Annotated in this window: 10 protein-coding genes; 9 read left to right on the top strand and 1 reads right to left on the bottom strand. The window is 66.4% G+C overall.

Annotation, left to right across the window (positions count from 1 at the left end):
* Positions 1–16: 16 nt before the first annotated feature.
* Positions 17–889 carry a PhzF family phenazine biosynthesis isomerase gene (locus V6Z91_RS22360; RefSeq protein ID WP_338761363.1) on the bottom strand — a complete coding sequence of 291 codons (873 nt, stop codon included), beginning with the start codon at positions 887–889 and terminating at the stop codon, positions 17–19.
* A gap of 106 nt (positions 890–995) precedes the next feature.
* On the opposite strand from V6Z91_RS22360, the gene V6Z91_RS22355 reads away from it, so the two are divergent.
* The 9 genes from V6Z91_RS22355 to V6Z91_RS22315 all read left to right on the top strand — a co-directional run bounded on the left by V6Z91_RS22355 (position 996) and on the right by V6Z91_RS22315 (position 15,128).
* Complete coding sequence (locus V6Z91_RS22355; protein WP_338761360.1) at positions 996–1,883, top strand: LysR family transcriptional regulator; 888 nt, start codon at positions 996–998, stop codon at positions 1,881–1,883.
* Positions 1,884–1,951: 68 nt separating this feature from the next.
* Positions 1,952–2,758, top strand: coding sequence for a protein phosphatase 2C domain-containing protein (locus V6Z91_RS22350; protein ID WP_338761357.1), 807 nt, complete (start codon positions 1,952–1,954; stop codon positions 2,756–2,758).
* Between the two features lie 104 nt (positions 2,759–2,862).
* Positions 2,863–6,306: a transcription-repair coupling factor gene (mfd, locus tag V6Z91_RS22345; RefSeq protein WP_338761355.1), complete on the top strand. Its 3,444-nt coding sequence runs from the start codon at positions 2,863–2,865 to the stop codon at positions 6,304–6,306.
* A 46-nt stretch (positions 6,307–6,352) separates the two neighbouring features.
* A complete protein-coding gene (serB, locus tag V6Z91_RS22340) occupies positions 6,353–7,195 on the top strand; it encodes a phosphoserine phosphatase SerB (RefSeq protein WP_338772009.1) in 843 nt (280 codons plus the stop codon).
* A 303-nt stretch (positions 7,196–7,498) separates the two neighbouring features.
* Positions 7,499–8,134: an MEDS domain-containing protein gene (locus V6Z91_RS22335; RefSeq protein WP_338761353.1), complete on the top strand. Its 636-nt coding sequence runs from the start codon at positions 7,499–7,501 to the stop codon at positions 8,132–8,134.
* Between the two features lie 4 nt (positions 8,135–8,138).
* A complete protein-coding gene (locus V6Z91_RS22330) occupies positions 8,139–9,782 on the top strand; it encodes an ATP-binding protein (RefSeq protein WP_338761350.1) in 1,644 nt (547 codons plus the stop codon).
* Between the two features lie 209 nt (positions 9,783–9,991).
* Entirely contained in the window at positions 9,992–10,747 is a 756-nt protein-coding gene (locus V6Z91_RS22325) for a PEP-CTERM sorting domain-containing protein (protein WP_338761347.1), read from the top strand.
* Between the two features lie 25 nt (positions 10,748–10,772).
* Positions 10,773–12,008 carry a cyanophycinase gene (locus V6Z91_RS22320; protein ID WP_338761344.1) on the top strand — a complete coding sequence of 412 codons (1,236 nt, stop codon included), beginning with the start codon at positions 10,773–10,775 and terminating at the stop codon, positions 12,006–12,008.
* A 417-nt stretch (positions 12,009–12,425) separates the two neighbouring features.
* Positions 12,426–15,128, top strand: coding sequence for a TonB-dependent receptor (locus V6Z91_RS22315; protein ID WP_338761342.1), 2,703 nt, complete (start codon positions 12,426–12,428; stop codon positions 15,126–15,128).
* Positions 15,129–15,144 lie beyond the last annotated feature (16 nt).

Below are 15,144 nucleotides of genomic sequence, written 5' to 3'. Positions count from 1 at the left end.
GAACCAGACCGCGGCGTTATCGCCTGATGACGGCATCACCCGCGATCGTGACCGCCGCCGGGGCGCCGCCGGCGATCTCGACTTCCACGTGCACGATGCCGTCGCGCCCGAGCGCGCGGCCCTGGTGGCCTTCGAAGACGAGCCGCCTGCCGTCATGGGCGATCAGGCCGTGCCGTACCAGGTAGGCACCGAGCGGACCGTTGGCGTTCCCGGTGACCGGGTCCTCGGCAACACCGATCGCAGGCGCGAACATCCGCCCTTCGGTACGCGCACCCGATCCTTCGATCGCGAACACGAACCAGCCCTTGCTGCCTACTTGCGCACCGAGCGCCGTGAGCGCCTGTGCGTCGGGTGCCAGCCGGTCCAGCAGGGCGCGATCGGCCAGCGGCACCAGCACCTTCGAATGCCCGGTCGACACCACCTGCACGGGTGAGGCAGTGCAGATATCCTCGGGTCGAATGCCGAGTGCCGCGGCGATCGGCGCGTGCAGCGCCCGCGCCACCGGCTCCCCGAACGTGGGCGCGCCCTGCCGGATCGCGATACGCCAGTCGCCGTCGCGGCGCGCCGACGTAATGCGCTGCGGGCCCGCGCCGGTCTGCTGCACGAAGCTCCCCTCGATGCCCTGCACCACGGCGCGCACATAATGCGCCGCCACCGTGGCGTGACCGCACACGGGCACCTCCACGGTCGGGGTGAAGAAGCGCACGCGCACGTCATGGCCGGGGCCATCGGGCGGCAGCACGAATGCCGTCTCCGAATAGCCCAGCCGCGCGGCAATGCGCAGCATGTCCGCGTCCATCAAGCCGGCTGCATCCAGCACCACGCCGGCCGGATTGCCCTTGCCCGGCGTGCGGGTGAATGCGTCAACGTGGTAGATCTTCCGTTCCATCGTCTCTCCTTTGCTGTTCGATGCCGCCAGCATAGACTCTGCCGCCGGTTGTAACAATCTCCGGCAGCGATGATAGACTCTTCCGCCAGATGAGAGAATCGGAGCCATGAACGAACTGGATGACTACCGCGTCTTCGTGACCATCGTCGATGCCGGCTCGCTGACCGCGGCGGCGCGGGCGCACGGGCGCTCGCTGCAGTCGGTCAGCCGGATGCTGGCGCGGCTGGAGGAAGACCTCGGCACGCAACTGATTCGCCGCACCACGCGCAGCCTGCAGTCGACGCCGGCGGGCAGCGCTTTCGCGGAACGGCTGCGCCCGGCCCTGGCCGATATCGATGGCGCACGCGCCGCCGCCCGCCAGGACGCCGAACACGTGGCCGGCAGCTTGCGCATCGCCGCCCCCGCGCTGCTGGCCGCCAGCCACCTGGCGCCCATGGTTGCCCGCTTCATGCACCGCTGGCCGGAATTGCGCGTGGAACTCGTCGCCGGCGACCGCCATGCCGACCTGGTGAAGGAAAAGTTCGATCTCGCGGTCAGAGTCGGCGTGCTGTCCGACTCCAGCTTGCGCGCCCGACCGCTGGCGCGGCTGCGGCGCGTGTTCTTCGCGGCGCCCGAGTGGCTGCAACGGCACGGCACGCCCGCGTCGCCGGAGCAGCTGGCTCACTTGCCGTGCGTGATACGCACGATCGGCCCCGAGCGCGCCCAATGGCCGTACCGGGCCGGCGGCGTGGCGCGGCGGGTCAGGGTCGCGGGCACGTTCCGCGCGAACGACGCGGCGACCTGCAACGAGGCGGTGGCGCAGGGCATCGGTGCCGGCATGGCGGCGCTGTGGCAGGTGCGCCGGCTGCTCGACGAAGGCCGTGTCCAGCTCATCCTGCAGGAGTTCGAACCGCCGCCCCAGCCCGTGCAGGCGGTCTGGCACGGCAACCTGCCGGCCGGTGCCCGGCTGCTGGTCGAGCACCTGGCGCTGCAATTCGGCACGCTCGGCTGGTAAATGCAGCCCTTGCCGCGGGCACCGTAGCTGGTATGCTGTAACCGAAACGATCCTGAGCGGGAGTCATCTTGGCCACCTGGAAGCAGCTATCGCCATCGCACTACCACACGCTGGGCAGCGCAATCGCCTTCGGCGTCACCGACGTGGGCGGGCGCGCCACGAACCAGGACAATTTCATCGTCGCACCGGAATTGAACCTGGTTGCCGTGGCCGACGGCATGGGCGGCCACGAGGGCGGCGAGATCGCCAGCGCCGGTGCGCTGGAACTGCTGTGCAGCCACCTCGGCGGCGGGCCGGGCGGCGCCCCGCATGACCCGGACGCGACGTGGGCGGGAGCGCCGGGCGGCTCGCCGGCACGGCTGCGCAACGCGATCGAGTACGCCAATGCCCAGCTGTACGCCGCCAACGCGGCACGCCACCATACCGATGGGATGGGCATGGGCACCACGCTGACGGGGCTGTGGCAACCGGTGCCCCATGGGCCGCTCCACGTATTCCACGTGGGCGACAGCCGCCTGTACTGCTGGCGCGGCGGCACCTTGCACCAGCTCACCCGCGACCAGACGCTGTACCAGCAGGCCGTCGACCTCGGCGCACCGCCGCCGCTGCCGCCGCGCAACCTGCTGCTGCAGGCGCTCGGGCCGTCGCCGGCGTTGCAGCCGGACGTCGCCACCTGGCTCCCGGCGGCCGGCGACGTCTACTTGCTGTGCAGCGACGGCCTGCATGGCGAATCGGCGCCCGAAGCCATCGGCGCCGTGCTTGCCCAGGCAAGGCCGGACAACCTGGACACCTGTTGCGCGGAACTGGTGGCCATGGCCAAGCGCGACGGCAGCCGGGACAACATCACGGCGGTGCTGCTGCACTATCGCGGCTGACGCAATCCCCGCCCTACCCGGGCGACGCGCCCCTGGCGCATCGACTATAATGTCGCCTTGCCGCGAACGCGGTCTCCGTTACAGTCCGTCAGCCTTCCTGCCGCATGCCTTTCGACTTTACACGAGCACTCCCCAAACCCGGCAACCGCTTCGCGCTTCCCGCGCTGTACGGTTCGGCCGATTCCTATGCGCTGGCACAGGCAGCGCTGCAACTGAAGAGTGAAGGCCGCATGCTGGCCATCTTCGTGGCCCAGGCCAGCGACGGCCAGCGCCTGCTCGACGAGATCCCGTGGTTCGCGCCAGGCCTGCGCTGCCACCTGCTGCCCGACTGGGAAACACTGCCGTACGACGCGTTCTCGCCACACCAGGACCTGGTGTCCGAGCGCCTGGCGACCCTGCACGAGATCCGCAGCGGCCAGTGCGACGTGGTACTGGTGCCGGCTACCACCGCGCTGGTGCGCATGGCGCCGCCATCGTTCCTGGCCGCCTACACGTTCTTCTTCAAGAAAGGCGAGTCGCTCGACGAGGCGGCCCTCAAGGCGCAATTGACGCTGGCCGGCTACACGCACGTGACGCAGGTGATGTCGCCCGGCGAATACTCGGTACGCGGCGGCCTGATCGACCTGTTCCCGATGGGCTCCGCCCTGCCCTACCGGCTCGACCTGTTCGGCGACACCATCGAGACGATCCGCACCTTCGACGCCGACACGCAGCGCTCACTGTACCCGGTGAACGAGGTGCGCCTGCTGCCGGGGCGCGAATTCCCGATGGACGAGGCGGCGCGCACCACGTTCCGCAACCGCTGGCGCGAGACGTTCGAGGGCGATCCCTCGCGCTCGGTGGTCTACAAGGACATCAAGAGCGGCATCGCCTCGGCCGGCATCGAATACTACCTGCCGCTGTTCTTCGACGAGACGGCCACGCTGTTCGACTACCTGCCCGGTGGTGCGGCGCTGGCGCTGGTGGGCGACATCGACGGGGCGATCCGCCGCTTCTGGGGCGACACCGAGAGCCGCTACAAGTTCCTGAAGGCCGACCGCGAGCGCCCGATCCTGCCTCCTGAAGCCATCTTCCTGCGCGACGAAACCTTTTTCACGCTGGCCAAGGCCCACGCGCGCCTCACGATCGGCAAGAGCGTCGACGGCGAACCGTCCGAGCTTTCCGCGCCTATACCGAACGTGGCCGTGAACCGGCACCTGGACGATCCGCTGACGAACCTGCGCGCGTATGCGCTGCGGCCCGACCTGCGCGTGATGATCTGCGCGGATTCGGCCGGCCGCCGCGAGACGCTACAGCAGTACTTCGCCGAGTTCGACCTGCATCCGGCACTGGTGGACGGCTACGCGGGCTTCCTCGCCGCGCACGACCGCCTCGTGCTCGGCGTGGCGCCGCTGCAGGCCGGCTTCGAGCTGCGCGCCGGCGACGACACGCTGGTCTTCATCACGGAAACCGAGCTGTATGCCGGCACCGGCCGCCGCGTGGGCAAGAAGAAGCAGGAAGCCGTCACCCAGGTCGAGTCGATGGTGCGCGACCTGTCGGAGCTGAAGATCGGCGACCCGGTGGTGCACATCAACCACGGCATCGGCCGCTACATGGGCCTGGTGTCCATGGATCTGGGCGAAGGCGAAACGGAATTCCTGCACCTGGAATACGCGAAGGACACGAAGCTCTATGTGCCCGTGTCGCAGCTGCATGTGATTTCGCGCTATTCCGGCGGCGCGCCGGAGGATGCGCCGCTGCACGCGCTGGGTTCCGGCCAGTGGGACAAGGCCAAGCGCAAGGCGGCCGAGCAGGTCCGCGATACCGCGGCCGAGCTCTTGAACCTGTACGCGCGCCGTGCCGCGCGCCAGGGCCATGCGTTCGAATATTCGTCGCACGACTACGAGCGCTTCGCCGAGAGCTTCGGCTTCGACGAAACGCCGGACCAGGCGGCCGCGATCCTGAACGTGATCCGCGACATGACCTCGGGCAAGCCGATGGACCGGCTGGTGTGCGGCGACGTGGGCTTCGGCAAGACCGAGGTGGCGCTGCGCGCCGCCTTCATCGCCGTGATGGGCGGCAAGCAGGTTGCCATCCTGGCCCCCACCACGCTGCTGGCCGAACAGCACGCGCAAACCTTCGCCGACCGCTTCGCCGACTGGCCCGTGAAGATCGCGGAAATGTCGCGCTTCCGCACCGGCAAGGAAATCGCCAACGCGATCAAGGGCATGGCCGACGGCACGCTCGATATCGTCATCGGCACGCACAAGCTGCTGTCGGACGACGTGAAGTTCTCCCGCCTGGGCCTTGTCATCATCGACGAGGAACACCGCTTCGGCGTGCGCCAGAAGGAGGCGCTGAAATCCCTGCGCGCCGAGGTCGACGTGCTGACGCTGACGGCCACGCCGATCCCCCGCACCCTGGGCATGGCGCTGGAAGGCTTGCGCGATTTTTCCGTGATCGCCACCGCGCCGCAGAAGCGCCTGGCCATCAAGACATTCGTGCGCAGCGAGGGGGAATCGATCATCCGCGAGGCCGTGCTGCGCGAGCTGAAGCGCGGCGGCCAGGTGTACTTTCTGCACAACGAGGTGGAGACGATCCAGAACCGCCTCGCCCAACTGACCGAACTGCTGCCCGAGGCGCGCATCGCCGTGGCCCACGGCCAGATGCACGAGCGCGACCTGGAGAAGGTGATGCGCGACTTCGTGGCGCAGCGCTACAACATCCTGCTGTGCACCACGATCATCGAAACGGGCATCGACGTGCCCACCGCGAACACGATCATCATGCACCGGGCCGACAAGTTCGGCCTGGCCCAGCTGCACCAGCTGCGCGGCCGCGTGGGCCGGTCGCACCACCAGGCCTATGCCTACCTGCTGGTGAGCGACGTGCAGTCGCTGTCGAAGCAGGCGCAGCGCCGCCTCGACGCGATCCAGCAGATGGAGGAACTGGGCAGCGGCTTCTACCTCGCCATGCACGACCTGGAAATCCGCGGTGCCGGCGAGGTGCTGGGCGAAAGCCAGTCCGGCGAGATGCTCGAGGTGGGCTTCCAGCTGTACACCGACATGCTGAACGAGGCCGTGCGCGCGCTGAAGGCCGGCAAGGAGCCGGACCTGGCGGCGCCGCTGTCGACGACCACCGAGATCAACCTGCACGTGCCCGCGCTGCTGCCGGCCGATTTCTGCGGCGATGTGCACGAGCGCCTGTCGCTCTACAAGCGCCTGGCGAACTGCGAATCGCAGGAAGCGATCGACGGCCTGCAGGAGGAATTGATCGACCGCTTCGGCAAATTGCCGGAGCCGGCCAAGGCCCTCATCGAAACGCACCGGCTGCGGATCGCCGCGAAGACCGTGGGCATTGTTAAAATCGATGCCCATGGAGAAGCAGCGAACCTGCAATTCATGCCGCAGCCGCCCATCGACCCGATGCGCATCATCACCCTGATCCAGAAGCACCGCCACATCAAGCTGAACGGGCAGGACAAACTGAAGATCACCGCGAGCATGCCCGACCTGGCGGCGCGTGTCGCACAGATCAAGACCGCGATCAAACAACTGACTTCTCCGTGAAGCCAGCTTCGAACTTAGCCCAATGACTCAAGTACAAGACGTAACGATGAACCTCGTCCTGCAAGGCCTGGACGATTGCAAGCCGCGCCTGGAGCGCATCGCCGCGCTGACCGCACCGCAGCGCATCGTGTCCATTTCCGCCAACGCGCTGCGCTGCGAAGGCATCGCCTTCTCGCCGGCGCTGCGCCAGACCATCGAAGTGGCCGCCCACGCGGCAGAGCTGGACGCCACCTACATGATGGGCGCGCAGAAGCTCACCGACTACAAGCTGGTGGCCATGGACATGGATTCCACGCTGATCACGATCGAGTGCATCGACGAAATCGCCGACATGCAGGGCCTGAAGCCGCAGGTGGCGGCCATCACGGAAGCGGCCATGCGCGGCGAGCTCGATTTCTCCGAAAGCCTGCGCCGCCGCGTGGCGCTGCTCGAAGGCCTCGACGCTTCCGCGCTGGAGCGCGTGTTCGAGGAGCGCCTGCGCCTGTCGCCGGGCGCCGACCGCATGCTGAAGGCCGTGCAGGCCGCCGGCCTGAAGACGCTGCTGGTCTCCGGCGGCTTCACGTATTTCACCGACCGCCTGAAGCCCCTGCTGGGCCTGGACTTCACGCGCGCCAACCAGCTTGAAATCGTCGGCGGCAAGCTGACCGGCAAGGTGCTGGGCGATATCGTCGACGCCGAAGCCAAGCGCGCCACCGTCGAACAGGTCTGCGCCCAGCTGGGTATCACGCCGGACCAGGCCATCGTGATGGGCGACGGCGCCAACGACCTGAAAATGATGGGCATCGCCGGCATGTCGGTGGCGTTTCGCGCCAAGCCGGTCGTGCGCGAGCAGGCCACCGTGGCGCTGAACTTCGTCGGGCTGGACGGGATTCTCAACCTGTTCGACTGAGCCGCCGACGCCTCTGGTGTCAGACATGTTTTCCGGGTGCCGTCTCCGGAAAACGTGTGTGACACCGGTTTGCGCTAGAGCTGGTGGCAAGCGCCCAGGAAAACCGGTCGGTCCGCCGCAGCGGTCGCACACTTTTTCGCTGCGCGAAAAAATGTGCGACACCAAACGCCGGACGCCAGGCGCAAGACACCGAGCCCAAGCCGGTGGCTGCCGCGACACGGCTTGCCATCTGCAAGCAGCCATTCCATGCACATGACGACGCCACCCGGCGTAAAATATCCTTTTCATCACCGAGGTCATCCCATGCGCACCTTGTCGATCGGCGGCAACCAGCTCGACGCGTACCATGTCTGCGCGTTCTTCGACAGCCGCCAGCAGGAATACGCCGTGCTCACTCCCTTCTACCAGGAAGCCGTGGCGCAGCGCGAGAAAAACCTGCACATCGTCGCCGACGAGCTGCGGGACGATCACATGGCCCGCCTGCGCGACGCGGGCGTGGACACCCACCACTGCGCGGCGTGCGGCCAGCTCGAGGTGCTGACCTGGCGCCAGGCATACCTGAACGAGGATGGCGCGTTCGACAAGGACCGCATGTTGGCCACCGTCGAGGCACTGACGCGCAACGCCGCCGCCGGCGAGTTCACGGGCCTGCGCATCATGGGCAATATGGCCTGGGTATTCGCCGGCCTTCCCGGCGCCGAGGACATCATCGAATACGAGGCGGAAGTCAACGAGGTGCTGGCACGCAATCGCCAGCCGGCGATCTGCGTCTACGACACGGCCCAGCTCACGGGTTCGATGATGATGGACCTGCTGCGCACCCATCCCCTCACGCTGATCAACGGCGTCATCCAGGAAAACCCCTACTTCACGCCGCCGCGCGAAATGCTCGACGAATTGCGCCGCCGCGGCGCCGCTTCGTCCGCCTCGGCGACCTGAGCGGATGCACGACGGAGCACAGGACCCGGACGTTCCCGCCGGCGCGCGCGCGCTGACGCGCGAGGCGCGCGACCTCATGGGACTTGTTGCGCTGCCCGCGCTGTGGGCCGGGCGCGACGAGGAATCGGTACTGCGCATCATGGCCGAAGCCGTCGAGCACCTGGTGCCGATGCGCTTCATGTACGCGAACGTGGGCATGCGGGACGGCCCGCGCCTGCGCGTCGACGGCCGCTACGTGGACCTCGCGGCCGCGCCGGCCTGGGAACCGTCCCTGGCCGACTGGCCGCAGGTGGCCACGCAACGCGTTCGCCTGTGCGACACGCCGCTCGGGCCCATGCGCGTGATGCTGCTCAGCCTGGGCCTGTCCGACGCTTCCGGCGGCATCTGGTTCGGGTCCGCCGACCCCGCCTTTCCCACGACCGCCCAGGTGGCGCTGCTGCGCGCGGCCACGTCGCTGGCCGCCAGCGGCCTGCAGACGGCGCGCCTGAACGCCGAGCGGGAAAAGGCCAGCCGCGCGATGGACGAATTCCTGGCCATGCTCGGCCACGAGCTGCGCAATCCGCTGGCGCCGATCGGCGCGGCGGCCGACCTGCTGCGCTATGGCCGGCTCGACGATGCGCAGATCCGCCGCACCAGCGAGATCGTGGCGCGCCAGGTCGTGCACATGACGGGGCTCGTGAACGACTTGCTGGACGTATCCCGCGTCAAGCGCGGCCTGGTGACCATCGAGCGCACGCGGCTCGACCTGGGCCGCGTGGTGGCCGACGCCGTCGAGCAGGTGCGGCCGCTGATCGTCAACCGCCGCCATCACCTGGCGCTGCGCCTGCCGGCGCGCCGCGTGACGGTATCGGGCGACCACAAGCGCCTGGTGCAGGTACTGGCCAACCTGCTGTCGAATGCGGCCAAGTACACGCCGCAGGCGGGACGCATCACGCTGGCCGCCGAACACACGGGTGCCGAGGTGACGGTGTCGGTGACGGACAACGGCATCGGCATGGAAGCGAGTCTGCTGCCGGCCGTTTTCGACCTGTTTACCCAGGCGCACCGCACGCCGGACCGTTCGCAGGGCGGCCTGGGGCTCGGGCTGGCGCTCGTCAAGGCGCTGGTGGAACAGCATGGCGGCACGGTGGCCGTGCACAGCGACGGCCCGGGCATGGGAGCGTGCTTCACCGTGCGCCTGCCGGCCCTGGACGAGGAGCACGCGGGGCCGGAGGGACCGCTCGCCGACGTGGTGACGCATGCAGGCAGCCTGCGCGCGCTCGTGGTGGATGACAACGTGGATGCGGCGCACATGCTGGCGCTGCTGCTCGAATCGCTGGGCCACGAGGTGGCGACCGCCCACGACGGACCCCAGGGCCTGGCGCTGGCCGAGCAGGCCCCCTTCGACGTGTGCCTGCTCGACATCGGCTTGCCGGGCATGGACGGCAATACATTGGCCCGGCGCCTGCGAGCGCTGCCCGCCATGGCCGGCGCGATGCTGATCGCCATCACGGGCTACGGCCAGGAAAACGACCGGCGCACCTCGCTCGAAGCGGGCTTCGACCATCACTTCGTGAAACCTGTCGATACCCATGCGCTGACCCGCCTGCTGAGCGAGTTGACGGCCGCTTCGGCGGCAGCGCCATTGCCGGGCCTCCCCCATCACTAGGGAAGCACTGATTTATTCATGGCGGCGATCTTGGCCCTGAAAAACGTGCCCAGCTGCGGCACAAAAGGCCCGCCATACCCCGGTATGACGAGCCTTTGCGTCTTGCTGGACTCGTTTTTCAGGACCAATCTCATCCACCAGCAATAAATCAGTGCTTCCCTAGGGTCCGTTGTTTTCTGCCAGCCGTGATGGAAAAACACGGGTTAGCCATGCAATTGCCGCGTAATATTCAGTTGGGTCAACGGCCAATTCGCGAAAATCCCCTTCTTAATTCCTCTCGGGAACTTTTCGTTCGTGCAGTGATATTTCTAAAGGGAAAAAATATCATGTATGACGCTCGGTATTTCAAGCGCCTCCTGATGCTTGCGGCATTCAAGGCGGCACTCGGTCTAGGCGCCGTTCAGGCAAGTCCGGTCAATGCGGCGGCGATACCGCCACAGGCAGCGCCGATACACGAACTCAGGGTGGAAACCACGGATATCCTGAATTACGACGAGCGTGGCTCGACGACGAATGTCATCCTGGATTTCTATATAGGAGCCGGGGCATCGGTCACGAGTTTCGCGTGGGACGTCAATGTGACGAGTTATGCCGGAAGTTATCTTTCCGAGATGCAGGTGACATTCAGCGATACCGTGGGGCGCGGAGTGACCTTCACGCCGGGCGACGGTGATGATTTCGACGGCACGGCCGACTACGCCGGCTACCAGGACCTGAGCGAGCTCGGGCTGGTTTTCCAGGTGGGCAGCGACGGCATCCTGCGCCTCGAATTCCATGACGGCTTCAAGGATCTCGGCTTCGACGAGCCGGAGGGCCAATGGAATACCGGTACGCTGACCTTCGGTATCAGCCCGGTACCCGAGCCATCGACAGCGGCCATGGTGCTGGGGGGCTTGCTGCTGATCTCCCGTGCCGCCGGCAGGCGCCGGCCCGGCAAACCCACCGGCCGTATGCCCGCCCAATGACTCGATCGTTACCGGAGCCCGAAAAATGTACACGCGATTCCCTTCCCCGTTGTTCGCCCGGCTGTTCCCGGCCCTCCGCGCAGGCATGCTCTCCTTCGCGGCGCTTCTTTGCTTCGGCCACGCAGCCGCGGCACCGAAATTCGAAGCCGCGCAGCCGATCCCGCTGTATTCCTATTTTGCGACCGGCGATGTCGATGCCGAGGTAACGGCGCCGTCGAGCCTGCCGACACCGTCGTACGTCCTGATGGGTGGCGGGCCCGACGTCGATTCCGCCTTTCGCTGGCTGATCCAGCGCGCCGGCATCAGGCCGGGAACCGGCGGCCGGTTCGTTGTCATCCGGGCCACTGGAACGGAGGCGTACAACCCCTATATCTATTACAGCGACGAGGCATTGACCACCTCCACCAACATCGCCGACATGTGGGTGGGCGGCGCCTCCCTTGGCCTGACGTCCGTGGAAACCCTGGTTATCCCCAGCATCAAGGCGGCCAATAACGCCGCCGTCAATGCGATCGTGGCCCGCGCCAACGTAGTATTCATCGCGGGCGGCGACCAGAGCGATTACATCCGTTTCTGGAAAGGCACCGCGCTCGAACAGACCCTGAAAACCTTGATGGCAAAGAACGTCCCCCTCGGCGGCACGAGCGCCGGGCTGGCAGTGCTCGGGCAATTCGATTACTCGGCCCTCTACAAATCCGCCACGTCGGAGCTGGCAATGCTCGACCCTTATTACAAGGACATTACCTTCGACCCGAATCCATTGAGCCTGCAAGGCGGCTTCATCGCCCCGCCGGCGCTCGCCTCGATGATTTTCGACTCGCATTTCGACAGCCGCGACCGGATGGGCCGCTTCATCACCTTCATCTCGCGGATCGTGGCGCCGTCGACAACGCCGGGTGGCAGCTTCGGCTGCGCGGGCGGCGTATTGCCGGCATCGGCCAGCGGCAATTCGACCGCGCGGGGGATCGGCATCAGCGTCGAGACCGCATTGCTGGTGCAGGGAAATGGCAGCGGCAAGCCTGTCACCGCAAAACGGGTCACCAACGATACGACCAGCACCGAAAGCGCGGTCTATTTCGTCCGCCCATCCGTGCCGCCCAGCGTATGCAGCCCGAAAACACCGCTGACAATCTCCAACGTCGAGGTGCGCAAGCTGGCCGATTCGAATACCGTCTTCAATCTCACCGACTGGACCGGTGTGCCTTTATACCAGCATATGGACGTCACCTCGGGCTTGTTATATCCCGCCGACTGGTACTGAAAGGCCGGCGGCGCGGCGATAGCGCGCCCCGTCCGCGGGGCGCCTGCTTATTGCGGGAGTGTGTTATTTTTTACACATTCCTGCTGCGAAGACAAAATATTCCCAAAACAATTGATTAATTGCCCCGGCCCGGCTAGTGTAAAAGCGAGACCAAGCTCATCGGCTGCGACGATGTGCTGGCGGGTTTAATTGGCAACTCCGCCGGGGAAGCGCTGGTTTATTGCTGGTTGATGAGATTGGCCCCAAGCCAGGATCGCCGCCATGAGTAAGAGCGCCTAACAAAACCCGCAGGGCAAGGCGCGGCGTCGAAGACAGTACACTTGTACGGCGAGACGCTGCAACGCAGCCATGGGGGTTTTGTTAGGCGCTCTAAATCAGCGCTCCCTGGATCCAGGGATTAATCAATTGGGGGAATGAATGTCATACCAGCACGGCAAACACCCGGTTCCAAAGCGTATCGTCATCGGCATATTGCAGGCGTTGAGCACCATGGGGGCTGCCGGCTGGCTGGCAACGCCTGCCACTGCGCAGGATACCCAGCCGATACAGCGGGTGGAAATCACCGGCTCGTCGATCAAGCGCCTGGCCGCCGAAACCGCCTTGCCGGTGCAAACGATCACCCGTGCCGACATCGAAAAGAGCAGCGTCACCACGGCGGCCGAATTGCTCTCGAAAGTATCCGCCAATACGGCCGCGCTGACCGATGGCGCGAGTTTCAGCGATATCGCCGGGCAGCGCGGTTTCAATGGCGCCAACCTGCGCGGCATCGGCGTGTCGTCGACGCTGGTGCTGCTCAATGGCCGGCGGCTGGCCAACTTTGCTTCCCCGGGCGGCAATGCCGGCGTCGACCTGAACGCGATCCCGTCGGCGGCCATCGACCGGGTCGAGGTGCTCAAGGACGGCGCCTCGGCCATCTACGGCACCGACGCGATCGGCGGCGTGATCAATTTCATCACGCGCCGCAACTACGAAGGCGGCGAAGCCAATGTCTACTATGCCGACACCGAGCATGGCGGCGCGCGCAAGGCGACGGCGACCCTGTCGGGCGGCATCGGCAACCTGGAGACCGACCGGTACAACGTCCTTGCCGTGTTCGATTACCAGGACACGACCAGCCTGCGCTCGTCGCAGCGCAAGTGGATCGGTTCGGCCTACCAGCCCGACATCAACCTCGATTCCGGCAGTTCGAACACCTTCCCCGCCAATGTGCGCCGTACGCGCGCCGACGGCACGACCGCCACCGGCCCGCGGCTGAACCCCAGCGCGCCGACGTGCAACCCGCCGGCGACCGTCTACGCGCCGGACAGCTTCGTCGGCCCCACCGCCTGCATGTACGACTACATGCAGGATACGGAACTGTTCCCGGAGTCGCGGCGCGTATCGCTGCTCACCCGCGGCCAGTTCGCGCTCGACAAGGACACCACGCTCTACGGGGAATTCCTCGTCAACGAAACGAAGACCACGTACCGCATCAGCGCGTTGACGGTCTCCGGCGAGATCTACCCGCTGAACGGCCAGTACTATCCGCACCAGCTCATCACGACCAATAAAACGCCGCTCGTCGTGAACATGCGCCTGACCGAAGGCGGTCCGCGCACCAACGAGATCGACGCCACGGCGACGCGCCTGGTGGTGGGCGCCAAGGGCATTGCGCTCGGCTGGGATTACGACGCGGCGCTCAATCACAGCGTGAACAAGGTCGACGACCACTATATCGACGGCTACGTCAGGACCTCGCTGTTCGATGCGGCGTTCGCAAGGGGCGTGATCAATCCATTCGGGCCATCGGGCCCCGAAGGCCAGGCCCTGCTGGCCGAAGCCAAGATCAACGACCCGTCGCGCCGCTCGCGCGGCACCACGGACTCGTTCGACATCAAGGCCACCCGCGACCTGTTCGCCATGGCCGGCGGCAATGCCGCCATCGCGCTGGGCGCCGAGTACCGGCGCGAGAAGATGCGGTTCACGCCATCCGCGCTGCTGGCGGCCGGGGAAATCCGCGGCGAGGGCGAGGCCACGCCGTTTTCGGGCGGCCGCAACGTGAAGGCCGTGTATGCGGAACTGAACCTGCCCTTGCTGGCCAGCGTGGAAGCGCAACTGGCGCTGCGCCACGACCGCTACAACGACGTGGGCTCGACGACCAACCCGAAGGTCGGCGTGCGCTGGAATCCGATGAAACAGGTGGTGGTGCGCGGCTCCTATGGCACGGGCTTCCGCGCGCCGTCGCTGGCCGACCTGTACGGGCCGGTGCGCCTGGGCCAGGCGAACGGCATCTACAACGATCCGCTCGGCTGCATCGTCGTCGGCGGCATCGACAATACCGAGAACCCGGATTATTGCGGCCTGCAACCGGACAAGCTGCGGGGCGGCTCGGCGTCGCTGCGGCCGGAAGAATCGAAGCAGTTCTCGCTGGGCGTCGTGCTCGAACCGCATCGCGACATCACGCTGTCGCTGGACTACTGGCGCATCAAGAAGACCGATGTGATCGTGTCGCCGGAAGGCTCCTACTTCACCGACCCGGTGTCGAACGCCGCCTACATCATCCGCGACGTTCCCGATCCGGCCCTGCCGGGCATCCCGGGCAAGATCCTCTCGATCGATTCGCGGCTGCGCAATATCGGCGCGCTGGAAACCTCGGGCGCCGACCTGGGCATCAGCTGGCGCCCGCGGCCGACGCCGTTCGGCAAGTTCGGCGTCTCGCTCAACGGCACCTACGTCAATGAATACAAGACGCGGGAGGCGGCGGACGGTCCCGAGGTCAGCGCGCTGGGCGTGTACACGAACGACCAGATCGTCCAGCGCTGGCGCCATACGCTGAGCCTGGACTACGACCGCGGTCCCGTCAGCGTCACGCTGCAGCAAACCTACCTGAGCGGCTACCGCGACCAGAACCTGCTGGCCGACGGCTCGGTGCATCGCGTGGATTCGTATTCGCTGCTCGACCTCTCCGGCGGATACCAGATCACCAGGGCCTTGAAGCTGCGGGCCGGCATCAAGAACCTGCTGGACAAGAATCCGCCGCGCTCGAACCAGTTGTTCAGTTTCGCGGTCGGCTTCGACCCGAGCTATACCGATCCGCGCGGACGCCAGTTCTACGGCTCGCTGGCCTACGCGTTCCGGTAGCGGGATCAGCCAGAAA

This window comes from Massilia sp. METH4 (assembly GCF_037094685.1).
Classification (GTDB): Bacteria; Pseudomonadota; Gammaproteobacteria; order Burkholderiales; family Burkholderiaceae_D; genus Rugamonas.
This window is presented reverse-complemented; position numbering and strand designations above follow the sequence as displayed.

Coding starts and splice junctions, on each gene's coding strand:
- V6Z91_RS22360 (WP_338761363.1), bottom strand. CDS start 889: ATGGAACGGAAGATCTACCACGTTGACGCATTCACCCGCACGCCGGGC.
- V6Z91_RS22355 (WP_338761360.1), top strand. CDS start 996: ATGAACGAACTGGATGACTACCGCGTCTTCGTGACCATCGTCGATGCC.
- mfd (WP_338761355.1), top strand. CDS start 2,863: ATGCCTTTCGACTTTACACGAGCACTCCCCAAACCCGGCAACCGCTTC.
- serB (WP_338772009.1), top strand. CDS start 6,353: ATGAACCTCGTCCTGCAAGGCCTGGACGATTGCAAGCCGCGCCTGGAG.
- V6Z91_RS22335 (WP_338761353.1), top strand. CDS start 7,499: ATGCGCACCTTGTCGATCGGCGGCAACCAGCTCGACGCGTACCATGTC.
- V6Z91_RS22330 (WP_338761350.1), top strand. CDS start 8,139: ATGCACGACGGAGCACAGGACCCGGACGTTCCCGCCGGCGCGCGCGCG.
- V6Z91_RS22325 (WP_338761347.1), top strand. CDS start 9,992: ATGCAATTGCCGCGTAATATTCAGTTGGGTCAACGGCCAATTCGCGAA.
- V6Z91_RS22320 (WP_338761344.1), top strand. CDS start 10,773: ATGTACACGCGATTCCCTTCCCCGTTGTTCGCCCGGCTGTTCCCGGCC.
- V6Z91_RS22315 (WP_338761342.1), top strand. CDS start 12,426: ATGTCATACCAGCACGGCAAACACCCGGTTCCAAAGCGTATCGTCATC.